The sequence below is a fragment of the Methanobacterium aggregans genome (genome assembly GCF_017874455.1).
Classification (GTDB): domain Archaea; phylum Methanobacteriota; class Methanobacteria; order Methanobacteriales; family Methanobacteriaceae; genus Methanobacterium_C; species Methanobacterium_C aggregans.
The window spans coordinates 235,976-261,650 of sequence record NZ_JAGGLN010000004.1 but is presented as its reverse complement, the minus strand read 5'-3'; the positions used below and the strand labels follow the sequence as shown (position 1 = coordinate 261,650).

Annotated in this window: 24 protein-coding genes; 20 read left to right on the top strand and 4 right to left on the bottom strand. The window is 38.9% G+C overall.

Translation table 11 applies throughout. From position 1 onward, the window contains the following. Positions 1–48 precede the first annotated feature (48 nt). Positions 49–3,681 (bottom strand): carboxypeptidase regulatory-like domain-containing protein, encoded by a 3,633-nt coding sequence (locus J2756_RS07980; protein WP_209584424.1) that lies wholly within the window; start codon positions 3,679–3,681, stop codon positions 49–51. Between the two features lie 668 nt (positions 3,682–4,349). Between J2756_RS07980 and rd the strand changes: the two genes are divergently transcribed. The 6 genes from rd to J2756_RS07955 all read left to right on the top strand — a co-directional run bounded on the left by rd (position 4,350) and on the right by J2756_RS07955 (position 9,710). After that, a complete protein-coding gene (gene rd, locus J2756_RS11510) occupies positions 4,350–4,511 on the top strand; it encodes a rubredoxin (protein ID WP_245315987.1) in 162 nt (53 codons plus the stop codon). Positions 4,512–4,523: 12 nt separating this feature from the next. Next, positions 4,524–5,828, top strand: coding sequence for a hydroxylamine reductase (hcp, locus tag J2756_RS07975; protein WP_245315986.1), 1,305 nt, complete (start codon positions 4,524–4,526; stop codon positions 5,826–5,828). A 257-nt stretch (positions 5,829–6,085) separates the two neighbouring features. Then, the gene (locus J2756_RS07970) at positions 6,086–8,401 is read left to right on the top strand and encodes an ATP-binding protein (protein WP_209584423.1); all 2,316 of its coding nucleotides are present in this window, start codon (positions 6,086–6,088) and stop codon (positions 8,399–8,401) included. Positions 8,402–8,432: 31 nt separating this feature from the next. Further along, a complete protein-coding gene (locus tag J2756_RS07965) occupies positions 8,433–8,630 on the top strand; it encodes a hypothetical protein (RefSeq protein WP_209584422.1) in 198 nt (65 codons plus the stop codon). Between the two features lie 140 nt (positions 8,631–8,770). Then, positions 8,771–9,298, top strand: coding sequence for a DUF6448 family protein (locus tag J2756_RS07960; RefSeq protein ID WP_209584421.1), 528 nt, complete (start codon positions 8,771–8,773; stop codon positions 9,296–9,298). An 88-nt stretch (positions 9,299–9,386) separates the two neighbouring features. After that, complete coding sequence (locus J2756_RS07955; RefSeq protein WP_209584420.1) at positions 9,387–9,710, top strand: cupin domain-containing protein; 324 nt, start codon at positions 9,387–9,389, stop codon at positions 9,708–9,710. A gap of 135 nt (positions 9,711–9,845) precedes the next feature. On the opposite strand, the gene cas4 is transcribed toward J2756_RS07955, so the two are convergent. The 3 genes from cas4 to J2756_RS07940 all read right to left on the bottom strand — a co-directional run bounded on the left by cas4 (position 9,846) and on the right by J2756_RS07940 (position 13,567). Then, complete coding sequence (gene cas4 / locus J2756_RS07950; protein ID WP_209584419.1) at positions 9,846–10,658, bottom strand: CRISPR-associated protein Cas4; 813 nt, start codon at positions 10,656–10,658, stop codon at positions 9,846–9,848. A gap of 361 nt (positions 10,659–11,019) precedes the next feature. Beyond that, complete coding sequence (locus J2756_RS07945; RefSeq protein WP_209584418.1) at positions 11,020–12,303, bottom strand: homoserine dehydrogenase; 1,284 nt, start codon at positions 12,301–12,303, stop codon at positions 11,020–11,022. A 241-nt stretch (positions 12,304–12,544) separates the two neighbouring features. Next, positions 12,545–13,567 carry a DNA polymerase subunit beta gene (locus J2756_RS07940; protein WP_209584417.1) on the bottom strand — a complete coding sequence of 341 codons (1,023 nt, stop codon included), beginning with the start codon at positions 13,565–13,567 and terminating at the stop codon, positions 12,545–12,547. A 33-nt stretch (positions 13,568–13,600) separates the two neighbouring features. On the opposite strand from J2756_RS07940, the gene J2756_RS07935 reads away from it, so the two are divergent. The 14 genes from J2756_RS07935 (at position 13,601) to J2756_RS07870 (ending at position 25,296) form a co-directional block, all read left to right on the top strand. Continuing rightward, positions 13,601–13,978: a PPC domain-containing DNA-binding protein gene (locus J2756_RS07935; RefSeq protein WP_209584416.1), complete on the top strand. Its 378-nt coding sequence runs from the start codon at positions 13,601–13,603 to the stop codon at positions 13,976–13,978. A gap of 78 nt (positions 13,979–14,056) precedes the next feature. Continuing rightward, positions 14,057–14,629, top strand: coding sequence for a DUF366 family protein (locus J2756_RS07930; RefSeq protein ID WP_209584415.1), 573 nt, complete (start codon positions 14,057–14,059; stop codon positions 14,627–14,629). Between the two features lie 342 nt (positions 14,630–14,971). Beyond that, positions 14,972–15,454: a 6-carboxytetrahydropterin synthase gene (locus J2756_RS07925; protein WP_209584414.1), complete on the top strand. Its 483-nt coding sequence runs from the start codon at positions 14,972–14,974 to the stop codon at positions 15,452–15,454. A gap of 23 nt (positions 15,455–15,477) precedes the next feature. Further along, complete coding sequence (locus J2756_RS07920) at positions 15,478–16,179, top strand: 7-carboxy-7-deazaguanine synthase QueE (RefSeq protein ID WP_209584413.1); 702 nt, start codon at positions 15,478–15,480, stop codon at positions 16,177–16,179. Positions 16,180–16,190: 11 nt separating this feature from the next. Further along, positions 16,191–16,751, top strand: a complete 561-nt coding sequence (locus J2756_RS07915; RefSeq protein ID WP_209584412.1) for a CBS domain-containing protein — start codon at positions 16,191–16,193, stop codon at positions 16,749–16,751. 1 nt (position 16,752) lies between these two features. Further along, complete coding sequence (locus tag J2756_RS07910) at positions 16,753–17,559, top strand: CBS domain-containing protein (protein ID WP_209584410.1); 807 nt, start codon at positions 16,753–16,755, stop codon at positions 17,557–17,559. A 257-nt stretch (positions 17,560–17,816) separates the two neighbouring features. Continuing rightward, positions 17,817–18,764 carry a CBS domain-containing protein gene (locus tag J2756_RS07905; protein ID WP_209584400.1) on the top strand — a complete coding sequence of 316 codons (948 nt, stop codon included), beginning with the start codon at positions 17,817–17,819 and terminating at the stop codon, positions 18,762–18,764. 215 nt (positions 18,765–18,979) lie between these two features. Further along, on the top strand, positions 18,980–19,822 hold the full coding sequence (locus tag J2756_RS07900) for a CBS domain-containing protein (RefSeq protein WP_209584389.1): 843 nt from the start codon (positions 18,980–18,982) through the stop codon (positions 19,820–19,822). A 94-nt stretch (positions 19,823–19,916) separates the two neighbouring features. Next, positions 19,917–20,741, top strand: coding sequence for a CBS domain-containing protein (locus tag J2756_RS07895; protein ID WP_209584380.1), 825 nt, complete (start codon positions 19,917–19,919; stop codon positions 20,739–20,741). Between the two features lie 39 nt (positions 20,742–20,780). Further along, positions 20,781–21,995, top strand: a complete 1,215-nt coding sequence (locus J2756_RS07890; protein ID WP_209584374.1) for an RNA ligase — start codon at positions 20,781–20,783, stop codon at positions 21,993–21,995. A gap of 32 nt (positions 21,996–22,027) precedes the next feature. After that, positions 22,028–22,831, top strand: coding sequence for a prephenate dehydratase (pheA, locus tag J2756_RS07885; protein WP_209584549.1), 804 nt, complete (start codon positions 22,028–22,030; stop codon positions 22,829–22,831). Beyond that, positions 22,824–23,477 carry a hypothetical protein gene (locus J2756_RS07880; RefSeq protein WP_209584373.1) on the top strand — a complete coding sequence of 218 codons (654 nt, stop codon included), beginning with the start codon at positions 22,824–22,826 and terminating at the stop codon, positions 23,475–23,477. The genes pheA and J2756_RS07880 overlap by 8 nt, the downstream gene beginning before the upstream one ends. 55 nt (positions 23,478–23,532) lie before the next feature. Beyond that, positions 23,533–24,075 (top strand): PsbP-related protein, encoded by a 543-nt coding sequence (locus tag J2756_RS07875; RefSeq protein WP_209584372.1) that lies wholly within the window; start codon positions 23,533–23,535, stop codon positions 24,073–24,075. 432 nt (positions 24,076–24,507) lie between these two features. After that, positions 24,508–25,296, top strand: coding sequence for an AIM24 family protein (locus J2756_RS07870; RefSeq protein WP_209584371.1), 789 nt, complete (start codon positions 24,508–24,510; stop codon positions 25,294–25,296). The last annotated feature ends 379 nt before the right edge of the window (positions 25,297–25,675 follow it).

Here is a 25,675-nt window from a genome sequence, read left to right as displayed (position 1 = left end):
GAGTAGTGATATCTGTTTTCAATTTTTAAAAAAATAAAAAAAAGGGATTTAACCCTTAATTTTAGGACATATAGTTCCTGCAATGGTTAGGAGTATTGCCATAACCATGAGATTTATTGGAGATCCTGTTGGTAACATTGGAACAGTTTTTGTTTCTTCTGCAACTTTAGTTGTAGTTCTTGTATTGACTGATGTTCCAGGATTTGTAGGAATACCTTTGGAGTAAGGCTCAATAGTCACGCTTGCTTGGTTGTTGTTTGGATTTGGGTCGTAGAATCCAGTTAGGGTGACTGGGTCTGGGTCCGTTATGGTTGCCGTGTCTGTTAACTGTGCGTTTGAGATCATGGCCTGTGCTGTTATGTGCATTACTGCGCTTGCTCCATTTGCCATGTATCCAACTGTCCAAAGTCCTGTTGTTGAGTTGAATGCACCATTGGAGTCGTCGGATATGTATCTGAGTCCGTTTGGTAGTGTGTTGTAAACTTTAACGTATGGTGCTGATTCTGGTCCGTAGTTGTGTGCTGTTAATGTGAATGTAACATAATCCAGGTACTGTGGATTTGCTCTATCCACGGTTATGTTGATTCCAAGATCTGCAGCTGGTCCTATGTTTACGGTTGCGTTTGCTTGGTTGTTGGTGTTGTTTTGGTCGTATGTGTTGTTGTTTATGGTTGCTGTGTTGTTTATTTGGATGTTTGCTAAGATTGTTTGTGTTGTTATGTGTAGTATTGCGTTTGCACTGTTTGGTAGGTTTTCTATGGTCCATGTTCCTGTTGTGGGGTTGTATGCTCCGTTGGAGTCGTCGGATATGTATCTGAGTCCGTTTGGTAGTTTTTCTGTTACTGTTACTCCAGTTGCGTTGTTTGGTCCGTTGTTGTGTGCTGTTAGGGTGTATATGACGTTTTGGAGATAGTTGGGATTTGTGTTATCTACGGTTTTTGTTATACTGAGATCGGCGGCCGGTCCTACGTCCACGGTTGCGTTTGCTTGGTTGTTGGTGTTGTTTTGGTCGTATGTGTTGTTGTTTATGTTGACGAGGTTGGTTATTGTTGTGTTGCTGGTTGTTATTTGTGTTAGGATGTGCAGTATTGCGTTTGTTCCGTTTGGTAGGTTTTCTATGGTCCATGTTCCTGTTGTGGGGTTGTATGCTCCGTTGGAGTCGTCGGATATCCAGGTTAGTCCGGCGGGTAAAATATCATGTACTAAAATGTTGGTTGCGTTGTTTGGTCCGTTGTTGTGTGCCGTTAGGGTGTAGTTCACTTGTTCATGATAATTTGCTGTACTTTTATCAACGGTTTTGGTTACCACTAAATCAGATGCTGGCCCTACATCTATTATTATATTTGCCTGGTTGTTGGTGGAGTTCACATCAGTCTCATATCCAGTTATACTTGCAAGGTTGTTTAACTGAATGTTTGAAACAATTACCTGTGCTGTTATGTGCAGTATTGCGTTTGCACTGTTTGGTAGGTTTTCTATGGTCCATGTTCCTGTTGTGGGGTTGTATGCTCCGTTGGAGTCGTCGGATATCCAGGTTAGTCCGGCGGGTAAAATATCATGTACTAAAATGTTGGTTGCGTTGTTTGGTCCGTTGTTGTGTGCTGTTAGGGTGTATATGACGTTTTGGAGATAGTTGGGATTTGTGTTATCTACGGTTTTTGTTATACTGAGATCGGCGGCCGGTCCCACATTCACGGTTGCGTTTGCTTGGTTGTTGGTGTTGTTTTGGTCGTATGTGTTGTTGTTTATGGTTGCTGTGTTGTTTATTTGGATGTTTGCTAAGATTGTTTGTGTTGTTATGTGCAGTACTGCGTTTGCACTGTTTGGTAGGTTTTCTATGGTCCATGTTCCTGTTGTGGGGTTGTATGCTCCGTTGGAGTCGTCGGATATGTATCTGAGTCCGTTTGGTAGTTTTTCTGTTACTGTTACTCCAGTTGCGTTGTTTGGTCCGTTGTTGTGTGCTGTTAGAGTGTAGTTCACTTGTTCATGATAATTTGCTGTACTTTTATCAACGGTTTTGGTTACCACTAAATCAGATGCTGCATTCACGGTTGTTGTCACGTTTGCCTGGTTGTTATCTGTATTTGGATCGTATGCATCATTTTCTATACTTGCTGTGTTGGTTATTGTTGTGTTGCTGGTTGTTATTTGTGTTAGGATGTGTAGTATTGCGTTTGTTCCGTTTGGTAGGTTTCCTATGGTCCATGTTCCTGTTGTGGGGTTGTATGCTCCGTTGGAGTCGTCGGATATCCAGGTTAGTCCTGCGGGTAAAACATCATGTACTAAAACGTTGGTTGCGTTGTCTGGCCCGTTGTTTTGTGCTGTTACCGTGTAGTTCAGTAGTTCCTCATAGTTAGCCACGTTCTTATCAACAGTTTTGCGTACTGATAAGTCGTTGGTTGTTGGATTCAAACCTCCAACAGGTACACTTGCTTCTGCCATAACAGTTCCAATATTCAACGTTAAAAAACTTCCAGGGATTACGTCCAAAAGATCAAGACTCAACGCACTGCCACTTGCCTTTGCATAGGTTCCATCTGGAGAAGTGATTTCAGTTCCAGTACCTAAAGATATTCTCAGTACTCCTGGAAGTTCCACAACGCCCTTCAATTTTAACTCATTTAATATACTCACGCCTGCAAGTTCAATGTCAGCAGTATTCCAGTCAAATTTAGCATGGGCTCCACCAGGAGTTCCGTTGGCTGAAGCTGTTGCATTAATATTCAAGGCATGTATAACCAACAAACCATTCAGTAAAGATATGTCCTGAACTGTACCACAGTTCGCAGAGCTTGTTAAGGCTCCATTATTGAAATCAGGTATTACACTGCTGTTGGAATTTATAAGGCCAAGGTTAAGGATCTGCACTAAAAGTAACGGTGACAGATTCAAGGATGCTAAACTACTTGAACCAGTTGCCTGTGATGGATCAACTGTAGAATTAGCATTAGCCTCTAAAAGACCGGCATTAATTCCTAAAATTCCTAGCAGTACAGGTAAATTTGAAGGGCTTATACCTCCAGTTACATATCCCTGACCACCCACAGAGTCAACATTCAACAATCCCTCTAAAAGGTTACCTGTGAATAATTTAACCTCCAGTGGAGTGCCGTGAGCCTCAGAATAGGGGATGTTCTGTGTATCTACCCATGCACTGGTTTTTCCAACATTTAACTCCAGTAAAATATTTGCAAGAGCCCCAATGTTTATAATGGTGCTTGATGCACTACCATTGTAGGGTATAGCTATAAGCTGGAAGTTCGCAGTACCATAAAGGTTTGGATCAGTAGGATTTGGGCCTGAATTTACTGTTATCTCTTTAGCCAGTGTTAGATAACCTAACTTGCTTGTGATTACATTGAACACGGTATTTGAGTTAATGAAACCTACGGAGTAGGTACCATCAGTATTGGTTAAGGTTTCAGCCACCAAATTGTTGTTTTGATCCTTAATTTTCACTGAAACATTTGCCACACCCATATGGGTGGAGTTATCCATCACCACTCCAGATACTATAGGATCGGGGTAACTGTTTGTATTTAATGCTGGCGATTGATCCGAGTTTAAACTTGAATTATCGCTGTAAATGGTTGTATTGTTTGTGTCTGATGCTGAAGCCGTTCCACTCAAGGCAAGCACAAGAACACAAGCCAACAATACCATTTTTACCTGAATTTTCATAGCCTTCTTTACCTCCTATGTTTTTCAGTTATTACTAAAAACCCTGTTCAGGGAGTTCAGGGATCACAGATGTTATTCATACATTAATATTATTTATTAATACTAACTTTCCTGTAACATCCCCTTTCAGGACAGAATCCAAAAAAAAGGATGTAACGTGTATTAATAACAACTGCTCAAATATTAAGTACCTTATTATTATATTTAAAGTATTCGGTATTTTTAATACTTGATATAGTTAAAAATGAAAGTGGGATAATAATATCCTTTTTTTATTATTAGGGTCAAAATCTGAATAATTGCAACTTTAACTAAAACAATTCTAAGGGAGTATTACGTTTTTAGGGGATATGTTTAATTCATTTTTTCATAATCAGATCCTAAAAAGGATCAAGGTTTCAATAAATACACCACATAAATAATACTCAACCTTCTGGCTTCCATAAATGAGTTTTTAGAAATTATTCATAAGTTCTAAATACAAAAACCAACATAAAAAATAGTATAAACATACATACTATAATTGTACTTGCATGCAAAGATTAGGAACACTAAAAAACCATAAAACAACTTATAAACCCTTAAAAAATTTTTTAATACATCTATATCCACGCTTTTAAAGTTTCAAATGTAACTTGTTGTTAAAACATGTTCAGGAGATGGTAAGCATGAAGAAATATGTTTGTTTGGTTTGTGATTACATTTACGACCCTGAGGAAGGCGATCCTGTTGGAGGTATTCAACCAGGAACATCCTTTGAGGACCTGCCAGACGATTGGCCCTGTCCAGTTTGTGGGGTTGGAAAAGACCAATTTGAAGAATTTGGATAGGAGGTTGTATGAATGGTTGAAAAATTGGATATGTTCTGTTATCAGTGTTCTCAAACTGCTGGGGAGACTGGTTGTACTGTTAGGGGTGTTTGTGGTAAGGAGCCTACGGTTGCAAGGCTTCAGGATAATCTGCTTTTTGCAATCAAAGGTATATCTGCATACCTGTATCATGCAAGGGAGTTGGGGTACTCGGATCCTGAGGTGGATGCGTTTCTTGAGAGGGGATTTTACTCGACGCTCACCAACGTGAACTTTGATGCAGGGGAGTTCGTCAAACTCGCTCTTGAAGCCGGTGAGATGAACATAAAAACCATGAACCTTCTCAAGAGGGCACACATCGAAACCTACGGCGAACCAGTACCTACTGAGGTTAAGGTTGGTTCTGTTAAGGGTCCTGGAATCATAGCAACGGGACACAGTATAAAAGCACTGGCTGAACTCCTTAAACAGACAGATGGTACGGGGGTGAATGTTTATACGCATTCTGAGCTTCTTCCGGCCCATGGATACCCAGAGTTACATAAGTACAAACACTTCGTGGGTCAGATTGGGGGGCCATGGTTCGATCAGAAAAAAATCTTCAGCAAGTACTCTGCTGCAATACTTGGAACCTCTAACTGTGTTCTTTTACCTTTGGATGATTATAAGGACAGGATTTTCACCTCTGGTGTTGCTCAGCTTCCTGGTGTTCAGCACATTGAGGGTTACGATTTCACTCCGGTTATTGAGAAGGCTAAATCGTTACCTGAGTTGGGGGATGAGGCTAGGGATACGGTTTTAACCACTGGTTTCGGATTGTCTACGGTTTTATCCTTGGCTGGTAAGATCAAGGAGTTGGTTGAGGCTGGTAAGATCAGGCACTTCTTCGTTGTGGGTGGTTGTGATTCTCCTAAGCCTCAGGCCAAGTACTACACAGAATTCGTTGAAAAACTACCGGAGGACACCGTTGTACTCACCCTAGCATGTGGAAAGTATCGTTTCAACGATATGGATCTTGGAGATATTGAGGGTGTGCCTCGTTTGATTGATCTGGGTCAGTGTAACGATGCCGGTGTTGGTATCGAGATTGTTGCAGCATTATCCGAGCTCTTCGGCATGGAAATTAATGATCTGCCGTTGACCTTTGTTCTGAGTTGGATGGAACAGAAGGCAGCAGCCATACTCTGGAGCCTCCTCTACCTGGACATCAAGGACATGTACATCGGACCAATAATACCCGGATGGGTTAACGAAGACATACTCAACGTACTCGTTGAAAACTACAACCTCACACCAATAGGAAACCCAGAAGAAGACATCAAAAAAATACTAGGATAAAAAGGGAGCATTTAGATCTTTGGAGATAATTTTTTCATTAAAATCTCCAACAACTCTTTTTTTTATGGTTTTAAACGATTTTTTGGCAATTTTTAAGGAATTTTTAAAATAAATTCCTGAAGTTCCAGGGGATCCATCCAACAACAAAAATTTTATTATCCTGTGGATATACATTTAAATTAGTGTTGGATTAATAATTGGTTTGGAAAACATGAATTTTTAATGGTATTCAAAATTCACAGGATTTGGGTTAAAAAATGGTTAAAAAAACTCTTAAAAATACCAATCCAAAAATTACAGCAACTAAAATAACTTCTATTTACCTAATTTTAAGTTTAATATGGATACTATTTTCAGATATGGTTCTGGGAATTTTATACAAGAGCTCAGGAACGTTAACTTGGATGCAAAGCATTAAAGGAACTTTTTTTGTTATTGTAACAGCTTTCATTATTTACGTTCTTATATACCGTGATATCAAATCTTTGAAAGTTTCAGAAGACGCTCTCATTAGAAGTGAGAAAAATTACAGGCACTTGATTGAGAATGCTCAGGAAGGTATATGGAACGTTGATCGTAGGGGTAAAACCCTGTTCATCAATGGTAGAATGGCTGAAATGTTAGGATATACAGTTGATGAAATTATGGGAGAGTCTATATTCTCTTTTTTAGATGATAAAGAAGTTGAAACTGCTAAAAAACATATGGATCTCATTGAACAGGGTATAACTGAACAGCATGATCTGGAGTTCATCCAAAAGAATGGGGATAAATTATACGCCCTGGTTGAAACATCTCCTCTGAAGGATGATATGGGAAATTATAAAGGAGTTACTGGATTTATTACAGATATAACTAGGCGTAAAGAAGCTGAACTGAGGGCCAACTACTTCAACAGGCTTTATGCATTTTTAAGCCAGGTGAATCAATCTATTGTACGTATAAAAGATAAAAATGAACTTTTTAAGGCCATATGTCAAACTGCAGTGGAATTTGGAAATTTTAGGATGGCTTGGATAGGACTAATTGATGAAGAGACAGGATGGGTATGTGCAGAGGAATGGGCAGGGTATGAGGAAGGATTTCTTCAGCACGTTAAAATAAATGTAACCCATAAGATCAATTCGCATGGCCCCATTGGAAATTCTATAAGAAATTGGAAGCTTTCAACAACATCAAACCTTCAAAAAAACTCTAAATCTCTCCCTTGGGATGAAGAAGCATTTAAAATGGGTTACAGATCATATGCATCACTTCCTCTTTTTTATAGGGCTAAACTAATTGGAGTGCTGGTTTTATATGCATCTGAAGTTGATTTTTTTTCAGAGGATGAAAAATCACTTCTTGAGGAGATTGGTGATGACATATCATTTGCACTTAACTCCATTGCATCAGAAAAGGAACGTAAACTTGTAGAAAATAATTTAAAGTGGAGTGAAGAGAAATACAGAACACTTTACACCTCCATGAACGAGGGAATGGCTGTTCACAGGGTTTTGTACAATGAAGAAGGGAAAGCCGAGGATTATGTTGTGTTGGATGTTAATCCTGCCTATGAAAGGATATTGAACATATGTGGTGGGGATATAATTGGAAAAAAGGCCACAGAAATCTATGGAACCCAAGAACCCCCCTACATTGAAACCTATGCAGCGGTAGCAGATAGTGGAGAACCCAGATACTTCGAAACCTACTTCGAACCCATGAACAAATATTTCCGCATATCCGTGTTTTCACCCAAAAAAGGAGAGTTCGCAACTGTATTTGAGGATATTACCCTTAGTAAAAGGGCTGAAGAAAAGATCAAAAAGCTCAATGAAGAACTGGAGTTCAGGGTTCGCAAGCGTACTGCTGAACTTGAATCTGCTAACAAGGATATGGAATCATTCTCTTATTCAGTTTCACATGATTTAAGGGCACCACTGAGGGTTATACGTAGTTTTTCCAGGATAATATCACTAAGGTACGTTAATGACCTTGATAAAGAAGGAATTCATTACTTAAATAACATAGTGGATGCAACACAGCGCATGGGTAGTTTAATAGATAACATACTCCTCTACTCAAGAACAGGACGTAAATCAGTTCAAAGAAAACCAAATTCACTTAAAAATGTATTAAAAGAAGTTTTAGAGGATTTGGATGGGAATATAAAGGAAAAAGATGCGATTATAACTTTTCCTGATGATCTGCCAACTATAAATTCGGATAGAACCCTTTTAAATCAAATATTCACTAACATCATTGAAAACGCATTGATATATCAAGAAACTGATAAAAAACCAGAAATAAATGTATCCTGGCAAAAAATGGAAGAAAATATACGGCTTTACATCAAAGATAATGGAATAGGTATCCCTGAGAAGTACCATGACGAAGTTTTCAAAATATTCCAGCGCCTTCACAGTGAAGACAAATATTCTGGAACAGGTATAGGCCTGGCCATTGCAAGAAGAGCTGCTGAACTGATGGAAGGGAATTTATGGATAGATTCATCTCGTGAGGGTGAGGGAACAACCTTCTGCCTGGAACTTCCACTGGATCAGGATGAAGATTTTAAGCTGCATCCATAAATGGTGTATGAGTATTTAAGGAGGATCTAAAATGGAAAATAGTGAAGATGAGGATAAAGCATTTGAAGCGAAGTTAAAGGGTAAAATGGGATGGAAATGTGCATGTTCCCTGGACATTGTGGATAAAAAATCATCCCTGAGAAGGGTGACCTGCAGAAACTGTGGAAAAACATTTAAAACAGATAGGGACACAGAGCTGTGTTTTGACTGCGAAAAGAATCTAAAATGAATTCAATTAGAAACTTTTCCATTGTAACTGTTTAACCTTTAAGTGGAAGCAACTTAAAAAATAATCCTAAAATAACTCTAAAAAAATATCATAAATAACTCAAATCTTGAAACAAGCTGAATTTAGATAGAGGTGATTTTATGGTACCCCACTGCGATACAATGGACGGTCCTGTTGTTAAAGCTGCAGAACTGGCCATTGAAATGGAAAATATAAACTATATTTTGCCCTTCGTGGCTGTAAAGTATGATGAAGAGTTGAGAAAAGCTTTCAGAAGAACTTTAAATGTTAGGGAAGAAAGTGCAGATGCAGCGGAACTTGCAGATCATTGGTTCTTTGAAACTGCTGTAAGACTACATAGAATGAGTGAGGGAAAACCCTACACAGGACTCAAACCATCTGGACTTGACTGGGGCCCAGTTGTTCCTAGGGCAGATAATGCCATAAAGACTGGAGATCTGGATGATCTTAAAAATTTCGTACTTAAGGCCGTGACTGAAGCGTTGGAATGGCGTTTCAAATCTGCAGTTTCCCAGGAGGATTACAAGTTGAGTGATGTGGATGCTGCAAGGGCCTATGTGAATGCAATGCTGAACTTCGTACTCTTCTCAAATGACCTCTACAGATACGTTGAGGGAGAAAGTGACGATAATGATGATATTGAGTAAGTTTTGAGCAAATTTAAGGTTGTATAATAATCCAATTCAAAATCAACTATGTATAACAATTATGATGTAAAATTAAAGAGGTGTTTTAATGTCAGATGAACTTAAGGCAAAAACTTTGAAACTTGAAGATTTGATAGAATACCAGGAAGGCTCTGTTGTAAGCCGTGAAATCATAAGAAAGGATACAGGAACAGTGACCATATTCGCATTTGACAAGGGCGAGGGATTAAGCGAACACACAGCACCCTTCGATGCAATGGTTCAGGTCATTGATGGGAAAGCTGAAATAACCATTTCAGGCAATAAAAACGTGCTGGAGACGGGTGATATGATCATAATGCCTGCAAACGACCCCCATGCCCTTCACGCTGTTGAAAAGTATAAAATGGTTCTAACCATGATAAGGTCTTAAAAAAAATGGAGGATTCTCTTTAATTTATCCAGAATAATCCACACAGAACTTAATCTGGTAAAATCCACTATTTTTTTTTATTAATCATATTCTAGTAATCATATTTATTCCAGATCCTTCCTATTTTTATGATTTTCAACAGGCGTACTCACAAAAATCAGAGTATTCACATTTAGCACATTTTTTAGGACTTTGAACCATTTCAGGAACTGCGCCCTGATGGAACATCATTCTCATCTCTTCCAAAACGTTTAACAAGTTTTCCCGCAGGTTCACATCCATGAAGACGGGTCTTCTCTGACAGGCACCCATGTAATCAACGAAACCCACTGAAACCTCTCTGTTGAATTCTTCCTCCATCAAAAGGGAGTAAGCTGCTATCTGAAGGGCATCAGACTTCCAAACTCCTTTAATAGGCGGTAAACCGCTTTTAACTTCAACTGGATAGTAGTAACCGTCCATTATTTCTATGCGGTCTATCTTTCCCCTTAACTTCATTTCGAGATTTTCTATTGAAAATTCAAGGAGCACAGGTGGGAAGAACATGTCTGCAATATCTGAACCAGATTTTTGGTTCGTGGACACTATTTTCCAGACTTTAACTGCCATCAGCCATGATTCAAGTTCCAGATCATCCTTCAGATCCCTTGAAATAGTCTTTGCACTTTCAGGGTCCATATCGTTATTTTCACAGTACTTAATCAATGTTTTTTCCACAAATTCATGCACATCTTCCATAAGAATTTCAAATATGGTTTTTGCATTCATTTTTTCATTAACAGACCATAAGTTTCGCTTCAGAAGCTCTTCAAAGCCTCTTCTGACTTCATGTACCAGTCTGCCCCTTAACATTGCAGGGGTTTGAATGTTACAACCTTCACTTTGTCTCAGATAGACCTTTATTGGACAGTAAACGTACTCTGATATTGAAGACACGTTGATCATCATTTTTTACACCCAAATTTTTCAATTATCTTACATATTTCCTTGTACTTACCTACTCGAATATTACTAATAAATATAATAATATTATTAATTATTTTATATATGTTTTTCTTCATCCATTCCAAAAAAAAATGGATTCTCCAGTTCAACCTGAAAAAGGTCATGAAAAGCTGAACTGAAGCATTAATAATTAAAAAAAGTTATCTAACTTAAAAATAATTATAAAAGCATAAATGGGCTTAAAAAATAATTTTAAATAATTCTAACGATTTTAAAATAAATTTAAAGATTTATTATGGATAAAAATTGATGGAAAAATTCCAAAAAAAATGAAAGAATAAAAAAATGTCTTTTCCAGTTAATGCTATAAAAGCCTTATAAATACAGGTTCAGATTCAACAGACTCTAACTGGCTGATCTTTTCGGCTGCAGCAGCCATGTTTTTTTCAAGGGCGGTGTGGGTTACCATGAAAATCTGAACCATCCCTGCATGGGATGTCTGTTTTTGATTCACAGATCCCAGGCTTATATCGTAGTCACGGAATATTCCAGAGATTTCATGAAGAACTCCTGGCTTGTCTGCAGTGGTAAGCCTGATGTAGTACTTGGATTCAACATCTGCCATCTCCTTAACACTCTGAACCCGGGTTTTCTTGGGTCCGTATGCAACTGGCTTTTCCATGTTCTGAACTATGTCTATGCAGTCACCTACAACTGCACTTGCAGTAGGCATCATGCCTGCACCCTGCCCGTACATCATCACAGGACCCACAATATCACCAATGAGGTAAGCCCCATTGAAAACACTATTAACAGATGAAAGAAGATGCTCTTCAGGTACAAGGGTCGGATGAACACGGACTTCCAGATCTCCATCAACGAGTTTGGATATTGCAAGGAGTTTGATACAGCATCCCATTTCATCCCGGGCAAAAGCTATGTCATCAGGGGTTATACGGGTTATTCCCTCAACATGGAAACGTTCCTGTTTAACGTAAACCCCAAAACCAAGTATGGTCAAAATGATGAGCTTCTGGGCAGTGTCATGCCCCTCTACATCGAAGGTTGGATCTGCCTCTGCGTATCCCTTTTCCTGCGCCTCTTTCAGAACATCCGTGAATTCACGTCCTTCTTCTGTCATCTTGGTCAGGATGTAGTTGGCTGTACCGTTTATTATCCCATATACTGATTCTATGTTGTTGGATGCCAGGCTTTCGTTGAGTGGCTGAAGAAGAGGTATGCCACCACCCACGCTTGCCTCAAAACATACCCTCACATTATTTTCTTGGGCAGTTGAGATCACTTCTTCCCAGTGCTTTGCAAGAAGGGCCTTGTTGGCAGTTACCACATGTTTTCCATTTTCAAGGGCCTGGAGTATAAATTTCAGTGCAGGCTGATAGCCTCCCATGAGTTCTATAACTATGTCTATATCAGGATCCTCCAGAATATCATTAACATCAGTTGAAAGGGCTTCAGGATCCACTTCAACACCCCTGTCAGTGGTCACATCCAGATCAACGATCCTTTTAAGCTTGACCTTCTTACCCACCTTGTCTTCGATTAGAGGAGTGTTCCTGTTGAAGGTTTCCACAACCCCACTTCCAATGGTTCCAAAACCTATAAGTCCAATATTCACAGTTTTTTCCATTAAATTCCTCCAAAAATTCCTCAATATTTTTTTTATTTCCCCAATACCTTTTAATGTTCATGATCACATGATCAAATTTTTAAATAATTTTTTTTAAAAAGGATTTCATTTTATCACTTAATTCTTAAAGTGGATACAATATTTTAACCACAATTCTGTCTAAACTTATTATATACGTCATAAAACTTCAAAAAGCTTGCATCAAGGTATAAATTTGAATTTTTAGATTTTATCATGGTAATCACAGCTTCAATTCCTTCAATTTGATGTACTCTCCAATGGATTCCCTGGTAGTTCCCACAACGATTCTGTACCCACTTCTTGGACCTGTGAACATTTCAAGTTTTCCTCGGGCAAGGATCCGTTCCCCTTCAACTGCCTGGCCTGCGTAGGTGTGTGTGAATGAAGCCACCTCATCCAGGGGCACATCTGGACCGTCCAAAATCTTCACATCTTCCACTTCATAAACTGAGGGATTATCAAAGGCAGCAAGAGCATCCTTCACTGTACACTCAACTTCCAGGGTTCCCATGGGCTCGAATGTGGTGTCTGCGTAACTTCCATGGATCTCATCCCAGTCACGGGTTGCAAGGATGTCGAAGAGACTTCCATCAACAACTCCCCTGTTGTTTTTACGGTTCTCGTACCACATGAACTCTTCGTAACTCAGGGAACCATCTTTTATCCTCTTCTCGTAAAGTCTCCTCCAGTAATCCGGACCAATCCCCTTCAAAGCACCATTATCGTCTTTTTTTATTTCTTCAAATGCATGCATAGCTTTCCTGTGATTTTGAAGCCCATAAACAACGAAATCCACATCTGACTTTTCTGGATTGTACAATCCTGGGAGGGTTGACCCTGATATTCCCATTTTATCATATGGGATTCCTGCATGTTTGTGGAATGTTTCTGCAACTTTTTGAACTTTCTTAAGAAGTTCATCAGGATATTCAACATTCATTATCCCTTTAAGACGATCTTCAGGGTGTAAAATAGTTTCCACCTTCTCAATGGGCACTCCCATCATCTGAACCTTCGTTATATCACAGTCAAAGAGGTAATCTGGAAAATTCTGGCTTAAAAATTCATAGGCTTGCTTTGAATCAACCTTAGAGTATCTTGTGCCATTCAATGACCTCTCACCTTTTGGATCAGGAATATACCTTAAAAATGAGAGAATCCTGTCTTCAGGGTGGAGATAAGTTGTTGTTGCAAAGAAAAGATCGTCCGTGGTGTGTATAAAATCTCTGGGTCTGGCTCTCATGGATTAATTTAATTGTAGGCAACACTATTAAATATGATAGTTTCAAGACTTAGACCCGGTGAAGACCTTAAAAAAGGCATAGAAAATATCGCATCAGAAGGGAATCTAAAATCTGGAGTGTTACTCTGCATAGTTGGAAGCCTGAACAAAGCAGTTTTAAGGATGTCCAATGAAAATAAGATGGTTTTAGACGGTCCATTTGAGATAGTCTCTGCTGAGGGAACAGTGTCTCCAGATGGGATCCACGTGCACCTTGCGGTTTCTGACCATGAAGGCAGAGTTTTTGGCGGACACCTCATGAAAGGCTGTGAGATATACACAACAGCTGAAATATGCATATTAAAAGTCCCTAAAACATTGAAAAGAATTTTTGACTCTGAAACAGGATACAAGGAACTTTTAATCGATTAATAAGTTCAATTTCATTAATTTTTATCAAAGAAATTTTATCAAAATTAAAAGCATTATGGAGAATAGAAGAGGGATAACATGAAGCACCTGAAACTCCCAGACGGCACTAAGTATGATGGAAGCCAAATAGAACCTATGTGGGCATTTAGAAAGTTCAAAGTAAAGGATTCAAGTATTGTGAGCTGGACAGGTCCTGTGGAAATTGAGCCAGACAACCTCATTGACTATGAAGATGTGGGTCTGGAAATAAAGGGTGGACTGATGCTCAACTTCATAATAGAACATTTTGACTGCCAACCGGCGGATATGAGGCTCTGCTACCACAGACAACGCCTCTTCGTCACGATCGTGAGGGACATCCTTGGTGAGATAGGAATAAAAACCCGTCGTGAAGGTGATGATATTTACGTGGGGGATGGAAAACTCAGCATATCAATAGCAACGGGATCCCTAAGTAGTATGAAGATACACTTCGCCCTGAACATTACAACCAGCGGAACACCTGAAGCAGTTGAAACTGCAGGGCTGCTTGAGTGCGATGCAGGTTTAAAGAGGGAGGATGTTCAAGATATTGCAGATGAAATCTGCAGAATTTATATGGATGAAATTTCTTCAATAGAATCAGATATAACCAAAACAAGGGTTTTTTAGGTTATAATATTTTTAGGTTATAATAGGTTTTATCTCGTTTAATCCTTTCAGATTACTCAAATAGCTCTTAAAAGTGCATAAAATTGAACAAAGACATTTAATCATTACTTTTTTTTGAAAAAACTATTTTTAGGATTTTTTTAGGAATAAAAGTTTCTGGAATAAAAAAATAAGGTAGAATCACATATAGTATAATCATAAAAACAGAACCCTCAAATTGGGGCAGTGATTGTAGGTTCATAATTAAATCTAAATTATATCAATTACAATCAATCAGAAAACTTGAATAAAAATCATAATAAAATAAAACCATAAATAAAACCAAAATTTAGGGGATCAAAGATGAAAATAGTTATAAATGGAATACATGCTAATTTAAGGTTCTCAGCAGCCCATATTATACCAAAACATGAATCATGTGGAGTTATACACGGCCACTCATACATAGTTGACGTTGTTGTTGAGGGAGAACGATCCGGTGAATTCGGATTCGTTGTTGACTTCAAAAAGGTCAAGTCAATAGTCAGGGGCATATGCAAAAAACTCGATCACAAAGTTTTAATACCGCTAAAAAACTCTGAAATGGATTTTAAAAGTACTGAAGGATCTGTTGAGTTTTCAATAGGTTCTAAGGAATACAAATTACCTGCTGAAGACTGCTGTCTTCTGGATCTTCCATCCACATCTGCAGAGGATCTTTCAGAATATTTTGCAGAGGAACTCTACAGTGAGCTGAAGGCCTTAAACGGTGAAATATCCAGCGTTCAGATATGTGTGAATGAAGGAATAGGCCAAGGGGCTTACTTCACAAAAAACAGGGATTAAAATGGTTTGGAGCAGGTTTTAAAATGAAATCTCGTATAAGTGAGGTTTTCTCAAGTATTCAGGGTGAAGGAACACTAATAGGCCGAAGACAGGTTTTTGTAAGGTTCTCAGGATGCAACTTAAATTGCAACTACTGTGATACCTCTAAAAGCCGAAATCCCCTCTACGGTGAGGAAATTTCAACAGAAGAACTATTTAAAAAAGTAGATGGATTGTTAACCCCTGATTTTCATTCCATATCATTTACAGGCGGAGAGCCATTGTTGCATGCAGATTTTATAAAAGATTTTCTCAAAGAACATGATTTCAAATCTTTAATAGAAACCAATGGCTCCTTACCTGATGAATTAGCTAAAATAGTTAAATTAATAAGTTATGCGTCTGTAGATATAAAATTACCAGAACATGAGGCTTATTCCAACTGGGAGGATCTCTTGGATTCGGAAATAAAATCCATAAAACTATTAAGCGATGAGGGGATAAATACATACAGTAAAGTTGTTGTGATGCCCTCAACCAGTGTTGATCTGGTGGGATCGATAGCCTCAAGGATAGCAGATGGGGTGGAAGACACCTCAAAACTGTCCATGGTTATCCAACCCGTAAGTCCGCTGGAATTATGGGCAAATAACACGTCAAAACTGTTCAAATTCTCTGAAAAGGCAGGGGAACATTTGGATGTTTTAACGATACCTCAAGTTCATAAGCTTCTAAAGGTGAGATAGGAGGTTTTAAAATGGAGATGGACACCAAGTTCACAGTACATGACGCAATGACATCACACGTAGTTACAGCAGATCCCAAGACCACTGTTGCTGATGCAGCTATTTTGATGACAAGATACAAGATAGGTAGTATCATAGTCAAGAGCAACACAGAACCTGAAGGCTTAATTACAGAAAGTGATATTATTGCGAAGGTTGTTTCAAAGGATATTAAGGCCAGTGAAATAACCATTGGCGACGTAATGACCAAAAACCTCATAGTGATCGATCCTGGAAGTGAATTGAATCAAGCAGCAAGGCTCATGGCAAAGAATCATATAAGAAGACTTCCAGTTGTGAACAAGGGAGTTCTTGTAGGTATCCTGACATCAACGGATGTTGTAATGGTTTCACCTGAACTCACTGAGATACTCGTTGAAAGCGCCAAGATGGAAAGTTCAGTTGGATACGGAGAAATGGAAAAGTCAGTACCTGGAGTATGTGAGGTATGTGGAAACTACATTGAATACCTCGATGAAATTGATGGAAAATTTGTTTGTGAGGAGTGTAAAGAAGAGTTAGAAGGTGAGTAACTTGAGCAAAGTTGAAGATGTAATGACATCTGATCCTGTAACTGTTTCAATTGAGGCCTATGCAACCCAAGTAAGATCAATATTTAAAGAGGGATGGTTTCGTTCAGTACCTGTTGTTTCAGGGAACCATCTTGAGGGAATGATAACAAGGGGGGGTATGATGAATGTATCCTCAACCAAATCAAACCTGGAAGCCCGGGGAATAATGGAACAACCAAGAGTTGTTGCAACACCTGAAATGGACATAACTGAACTGAGTCATAATTTAATAAAATCCAACACATTACAGGCCCCAGTTGTTGAATCAACGGGAAGTATGGAGCTTGTGGGAATTATAACTGTTGGAGATTTAATTAAAAAATTCCTTTATAACGGTGAAGATCCCAAAGGCACGATTCAAGACGTAATTCAAAGAAAGGTTGTCACATGTAACTACGATGATCCAATATCTGCTGTCTGGAACAAGATGCTTGAAACAGGGTTTTCAGGACTTCCAGTTATGAAGAAGGGAAAGATCATAGGTATAATGACACGTAAAGACATAATAGATTCTGGGCATTTTATGTGGAGTAAATCCGGTGAAACCAGATCCATTCGTGTTGAGAGGGTCATGAAAACACCCCCAATCGTTGCAACACTAGACACTGGAATCAAGGAAGCAGCAGAGCTCATTGTTGAACACGACATAGGTCGTATTCCAATAGTTGAAAATCCAGTGTACATTAAAAAAGAACCAAAAAGAGCAAAAGAAGCAGATTTAGTCGGCATAGTTTCAAGAGAAGATATATTATGCTCATACCTGAACTGATCTTACGTTCACACAATCCATTTTTAAAACTCCCTGGACGGGACAATGGATCAAATAACAGATTATTTTTTACCAGATTATTTTTTAGTTTCCGTGCTTTAAACAGCCAGTTTTTTAGATTTTTTTATTTATTCCATTCTTTTCATAGATCTAGGCATAATATTAATGATAATATTAAAAAATCAGTTAATTACGTCACAATTCATTGATTAATCATTAAATCCATGTTTAAATTCATCTTTCACAGAGGTGTATTGATGAGAAGAAAAGAAACAACAAATAATAATGCATTAAGAACTATGGATCGGGGCGATGTGGAATTTGAGACACATACCTCAGAGCACGAAGGCGATGTAATGAGCATCGCAAAGAAAACGGTGGTTAAAGCACCCCAGACTGCCACCATAAAAGAAGCCGCTGAAATAATGGTTAAAAACAAGTTCAGAAGGCTTCCAATAACTGATCCAGGAACAGGCAAACTTCTTGGAATGGTAACCTCCATGGATATACTGGACTTTTTGGGAGGAGGCGACAAGTACAGAATACTGGAGGAGAAGTATGAGGGGAACTTCCTAGCAGCCATAAATGAATCTGTTAAGGAGATAATGACCCGAGAAGTTGAAACCATAAGCCATAAGGATTCTATGGCTAATGCAGTCAACAAGATGATTGAAAAAGAAGTAGGGGCACTTCCTGTTGTGGACTCCAACCAGAAGATAGTTGGAATTGTATCAGAAAGAGATTTTGTTGGTTTAATTGCAGGTGTGTTTACAGATGAGCTTGTTGAAGAGTTCATGACCCCTGATGTTATAACAACAACCCCCGGCACAAGGATTGAAGGTGCATCAAAAATAATGGTTCGAAACAAGCTTCGAAGAATTCCCGTTGTTGGGGAGGAGCGTAAAACACCCCACCCAGTAACTGATAAAATTGTGGGAATAGTAACAGCCACAGATATACTGGGATTCCTTGGAAAAAACAGCCTTTTCGGGAGATTGGTTACAAACAATGCAGAGGATATTTTAAACACAACAATAACTGAAATAATGGAAACCAAGGTGGTGGCAACAACTCCAAACACCAGACTTGGAGATCTCTGCAGTTCAATGCAGCTTGAAGGAATAGGAGGACTTCCAGTTATTCAAAACCATGAACTGGTGGGAATAATAACTGAAAGTGATATTCTAAAGGCTATAAAGGTATGAATCAGGCTAAAGAAACAGTTACAAGGGAATAATATTTCAATGGGGGGCTCTTAAAAAAGCCCCTTCTTTTGTACCTGGATCGATGGATAAGCCCACATATCTTGGCTGATTAGGATCCATTAAGAGTTCAATTAAATCTTTTAAAATTTTTAAAAAGGTAAGAATGTTCAAAAGAGATATTCAAAAAGAGATTCATAGCCCGTTTGGAGGATATCATGAAAATTGAAGACGTAATGAACGATAAAGTGGTTGTTGTCGGTGAAAACGAGTATGTGGAACATGCAAGAAAACTCATGCTCAAAAATGGATTCAGCAGAATAATCGTTGTTGACGGGGAAGAAAAACCAATTGGAATGGTCACAGAAAAAGATTTAACCCGAAAAATGAGGGGTAAAGGTCCAAAATGGAAAATGAGGCCAATAGACAAAATATCCATAAGAAGGGTTATGAGTCCGGACCCAGTGACAGTGAAACCTGGTGATGACATTAGAGATGCCGTTGAAATCATGATAAAACACGATATAAGTTCCATTCCAGTTGTGGATGATGAGGGACTTGTAGGCCTCGTCACGAAAACAGACATCATGAACTTCTACAGTGAAAAATTCCAGGGCAAATGGAAGGTTTCAAAATTAATGACCCCTGAAGTCATAACCGTAAATGAAAATCACAGCATAGCTCATGTTATAGGTGTAATGGAAGAAAATAATATAGGGAAAGTTGTTGTAATTCGTGACAATGAACCTGTTGGAATTATAACTCCTGAAAATATTTCATTTGCACACGTGGAGGATCCTGAAACCGGCATGAAAGTTGAAAAGATATACTTCCTGAGAAATTCAGAGGATGGGAAAAGTAAGAAAAACTTTAGAATGGTTTCAATGCTGACAGCAGGGGACATAATGAAAAATCATCTGATAAAAATTTCTGAAGATGAAGATGCAGCCAAAGCTGCAGATATAATGGCCAAAGAAGATATAGGTGGTGTTCCAGTTGTGAATGGGGATATTCTTACAGGAATAATCACTAAAACGGATATAATCAGGGGAATACAGTGATTCAGTGGATAATCTTAAAAATTCATGAACATGAATTAAGGCAGGAATCAATGGATTTAAAAAAAGGGATGTAAAAACTTAGCGGGGAAAAAAGATGCATGTAAAAGATATAATGAAAGAAGGCGCTTTTCTTATAGACAAAGATCAAAACATCCAAGATGCACTAAAACTCCTGAAAAAACATAAAATATCACGGCTTCCAGTTGTAAACACAAACACAGAACATGTAAAAGAACTCGTGGGAATGGTAACGGAAAAAGACATAGCCACAAGTTTAGGATCATCAAAGTACGGAAATATGGCACCTTCACATTTCCATGTTTCAACTGTCATGACCTCAAACCCAATTACAGTTGAAAGTGTAAAAAGCATAGGAAACGCTGCAAAAACCATGATCGACAATAAAATTGGGGGAATGCCTGTTGTGGACAATGGTGAAATAGTGGGCATGCTCACAAAAACTGACTTCATAGAGATATGCCAGGGAAAACCCTTCAACAACACCCTGATTGAAGATAAGATGAAAAATGATATTGTGACCATCAGCCCCACTGACAGACTGGTACATGCAAGACGGTGCATAATAGATAAAGAGATAGGAAGACTGCCAGTTGTTGAGGAAAATGAACTACAGGGAATTATAACTGCAAAAGACATAGCAAATGCTATGACTTCCTTCAGAAAAGTTGTTCCAGACAAGTACAAACCTGCAAGAATAAGAAACCTCCTGGTTGGAGATGTAATGACCCAGCACGTTAAAACCATAGCCCAGGATGCCACACTCGAGGACCTTTCAAAGCTCATGCTCCAGGAGAACTTCAGTGGAGTGCCTGTTAGAGGCCCAGAAAACCAACTCGCAGGAATAATCACAAAAACGGATTTAATAGAATTCATAGTGGAACTTGAGGAGGTTCACTGAATTTCACCGGAAATAAACTGTTCAAAGTGTAATTCCAGTATGGAAATAAATATTGGGAAGAAAAATTCCCATAAAATCTTTTTTTTTAAATGTCCATCATGTGGACTTAGCTACAGCACTACCCTACCTTCTTTCATAAAAAATGAACTCCCAGAACTCGTTGATATAAGCTCAAAAAAATTAGAAGGGGCTTTCAAGAGGGGAAATCTGAAGTTCTACGATTCTCAGGGTGTGGACTCAATTCAATTCAGGAAGAGAATTGGAAAAATAGAATCCGGGGCCATGATCTGTTTTGGGGATAAAATAGAAGTAATAAGAGGGTTTCCGAAGATAAGAAGAACCTTAATGCTCAACCCATCGTTGAAGGATCATTTCTCTGATGAGGTAGCTGTTGAAGAAAAAATGAACGGCTACAATGTTAGAATAGCACTTATAAATCATAAAATAACTGCTTTTACTCGCGGGGGTTACATATGTCCCTACACAACAAAAAAGGCCCCTGAACTCATGGATCTTACTGATTTTTTCAGGGACAACCCTGAAACTGTGATATGCGGGGAGATGGTGGGAACTGAAAATCCATACGTAACCCACTACTACCCTGAGGTGGGAAGCCTGGGTTTCAAAATATTCGATCTCAGGGAAAAAGTTTCCAACCATCCCCTTACCGTAGATGAGAAGTTTGAAACCCTTGAAAAATATGGTCTGCCCCCTGTAAAACTCCTCGGTGTTTTTGATGTTGAAGATGCTCCAGAAAAGGTTATGAACATAGTTAAAAAACTTGGAGAAGCAGACAGGGAGGGTGTGGTCATGAAGGACCCTGAAATGAAGATAACTCCCCTGAAGTACACATCATCCAAGGCCCATGCTGATGAATTGGAGTACGCATTCAGGTATCCATTTGAATTTGGGAGATCCTTCTTCTTCAGCAGGGTTATAAGGGAAGGATTCCAGGCCTATGAATTAGATGAATCAGAATTTGAACTCAAACAAAGAGCTAAGAGACTTGGAGAATCCATACTCTACCCAATGCTGGATGTGATAAAACATGTTTCCAGGGGAGATGTGGCTTCAGAGGACCTTGTGATCCACGTGGACAGTTACGATGATGCTGCAGACTTCGTGAGGCACCTCAGGGATCTTGGAGTGGTTGCAACCCTCCTTGAATTTGAAGATGGGAAAGCAGTTATAAGAAGGATACATCAATCTACAAGTGACAGGATCACAAACTATCTCAGGGGTGGCTTATACTGAATAAAAATTATGATGATTACAATGGCAAAAAAATAGGATTTTTCGGACCTTCCGGAACCTTCACAGAGAAGGCTGCATCAAGACTTGGTGGGGAACTCCTTGGTTTTGAATCCATACTCGAGGTTCTTGAGGCAGTTGAAAAAGGCAAGGTGCACGCTGGAGTTGTGCCCATTGAAAATTCTATAGAGGGCCCAGTCTGTGTGACACTGGATCTTCTGGTCCATGAATACGACCTGAAGATAAGGAATGAAATAACAATTCCCATAAGTCACAACCTCCTTTTAAATCCTGAAGCAGAAATTGAGGATATCAACGTTATATATTCCCATATACAGGCTCTTTCACAGTGCAGAAAGTTCACGGAAAGTTTGGGTGTTGATGTGCACACAGCACCCAGCACATCGGCAGCTGCAAAACTCGTTGTTGGAGAAAAAAATGCAGGGGCAATTGGAACAGAAAAAGCTGCAGAAATTTATGGTTTGAAAATTGCAGCCAGAAACATTCAGGATTATCCAAACAACGTCACAAGATTTGTTGTTGTTGCACTGGAGGACAGCCCAAGAACTGGAAATGATAAAACATCCCTAGTCTTTTCAATGCTGGAGGATAAACCTGGTGGACTCCACCATGTGCTTGGAGAATTTGCAAGGAGAAACATAAACCTCACAAAAATTGAGTCAAGACCCTCCAAGGAAAAACTCGGCAGTTACCTCTTCTTTGTGGATTTTGAGGGTCACAGAAGCGACCCTGAGATCGAGAATGTTTTAAATATCATAAGATCCAATGTAGGATATATAAAAATTTTGGGTTCATATCCTGCACAAGGAGATGATTGACATCGTTTCAGATAAGGAAAGATTTACTAATGATTTAAAAAAGCTTGAAGCAGAATTTGCTGAGGGCAAAATTTCTAAAAGACAGTACACCATCAAGAAAAAGGTTATAGAAGACAAGCTGGACACAATTTTTACTGCCGACCGTATCAAAAGACTTCAGGGTAAGGAAGAAGTTTTAACCCATGATGCAGTTGAGGAAAAAAAGGTAGAGCAGCTGAAAGAGAAGAAGGACGTTGAGGAGAAGGAAGAATTAGTTAAGAAGTACGTTACAATGCCCTCTCCAAAGGCAAGGGCTTCCAGGGAAAAGGCTGCCAGCTTGGCTTACAAGAATCAGAAATCCGAGAAAAGCGGATGGACCAAGGGTAAACTGGCCCTCCTTGGTTTTCTAGTTGTTGCATTTTTCGTTGGAACAGCATTAGGAACAATGTTCCTCACAGCACCATCCAACAACACAAGCTCCGTGCTCACACTCAATGACAGTGCATTCGCACCTGCCAACGTAACCAACTTAACCAACACCACCAACCTAACCAACACCACCAAGGTAACCAACGTAACCAAGGTATCCAACACCACAACAGTGAAGAAGACGACCACACCTACGAACACCAACACACCGAGTACAAATAGTAGTGCCAATCCATAAACCCCCTTTTATTTTATTTTATCATGAATCTTACGTATAGAAGGTGAATAAAAAAATGAAGAAGTATCCTTTTCTAATACTACTGGCTCTTCTGTGCCTTGTTGTGTCTGTATCTGGATGTGTTTCAAACCAGAACCAGACCAACAACACAACCAGCCACTACTCTCAAAACGGCATTTCATTTGATTATCCAGGGTCATGGAACACTGCAAATGCAGTATCAAATAATTCAGTTGCAGCTGTTGTAGATCCAAACAGTGTGGCCAGTACAGGAGAACCACAGACGTTCGTACTGATTCAGAAGTCAAATGCAACGGCTGGTTCAGACATGCAGACTGTTTACGATGCAAACTACGCATCACTGTTTACAAACACAAGTTACCAACGCGTGTCTGAGGCAAACATCACAGTCAACGGTGCAGCGGCCCTTGAAAATGTTTACACAGTGAATTCAACAAGTGCTACTATGCAGATGAGGGCTGTATGGCTCAAGGAAAACAGCGACATCTACGTTATACTCTGCGGTGCGCTCCAATCAGATTTCAGCAATCAGCAGAACAACTTCAACCTGGTGGTAAACAGTTTCACAGTGCAGTAACCTTTTTTTAGCTGCATGCCCTATTTTTTTATTTTTAAGATCATGCTGCTTTTTTGGGATTTTAGCTGTTTTTTAAGATTTATTTATCTTTTTAATAATTTATTTCTATTTTTACGAGTTAATTCTCCATTTTTAGAATTTTATCAATTTTTTAAGACTTATTTCTCATTATATTATTTTAAATTTTTTAGAATTATTTAATTTAGATTCAGATGTTTTTTAGGAAATAAAACATGGCTTTTTTTTATGCTTCAATCATTCTTAATGTGTTAAATATGTTCTATTCCAAGGATCCTTATTTGAACCATCTCCTATTATTTTCCTAAAAATCATATGGAAAATCATATAACCCCAGTACCTCTAATTTAAATTGTTAGCTCGAGAGAAGCCATAATAAACATGTTTCATTGGGATCTCTCAGGAGGCATAGAAATGATAAATCATAAACTCGTTGGAAATGCAATGCAGATGCTTGTAACAGAACTTTCACCTGGAGACGAGGTTTACGGGGTGGCTGGAAAGTTCCTCTGGAAAACTGACAATGTTGACATGGAAACAAGGTTCAGCTCAGGTAAAAAAGAGGAAAAAAAGGGTTTCCTTGACCAGGCAATAGGAACAGCCATAGACATGGGTAAAAGAAAACTTGCAGGTGAAAGCCTGGCCTTCGTGTACTTCACACCCCAGGGAAGTGAGGGACTTGTTTCATTTGCACAGATGATACCTGGTGAAATAAAACATATAGAACTGGACGGCTCCAAGGACATATTCGTCCAGTCAGAGGGACTTCTCACAGCAGAAAGCACAGTTGACTTCGATGTAGCCCTGACAAAAAAGCTGGGAGCAGGAGTCTTTGGTGGAGAGGGATTCATACTTGAAAGGTTCAGTGACAGGGGAAGCCTGTTTTTAGGAGCCTGCGGAAACCTCATAGAACTCAACCCTGCAGATTACGGTGGCACCATACAGATAGACACAGGATGCCTGGTTGCGTTTGAGGACACCATAGACTACGATATAGAGATGATAGGTGGGCTCAGCGAGAAGGGTCTTAAAAACATCATCTTCGGTGGAGAGGGTATATTCTTTGCAACCCTGCGTGGAAACGGTAAGGTCTGGATCCAGTCCATGAACCTAACTTCACTCTCAAGAACCATTGTGTCCAAGGCAGGTCAGCCAGCAGCACAGGACAGAACTGACTTAGGCGGACTTTTAAGCGGATTTTAATCTTTAAAATAAGATTTTATTCCCTACTTATTATTTTTTTTACAGGTTTTAAGGTTTTCAAGTATTTTTTAGGGATTCATAGTGTCCATGATGTTCAAAACATTGCCATGAACTGCGGTTATTATCATTACACCATTTCCTCACTACATGCAAAATTATATACTAGTAGTGGCAATACAATTATATCTGTTATAGTACCATCTTTATACGACTAACAAGAAGCATTAATAGAACCAATAAAATCTGCTTTTATTTTAGCTGCATCTCGCGATGTACAAAATGAAGAATATTTAACATTTTAATGAGTTTAAAATAGGTTCTGCTACTCGGTTACTAAGTTAATTATCAATTAATTAAGTTTATTTAGAAACACGGCTTA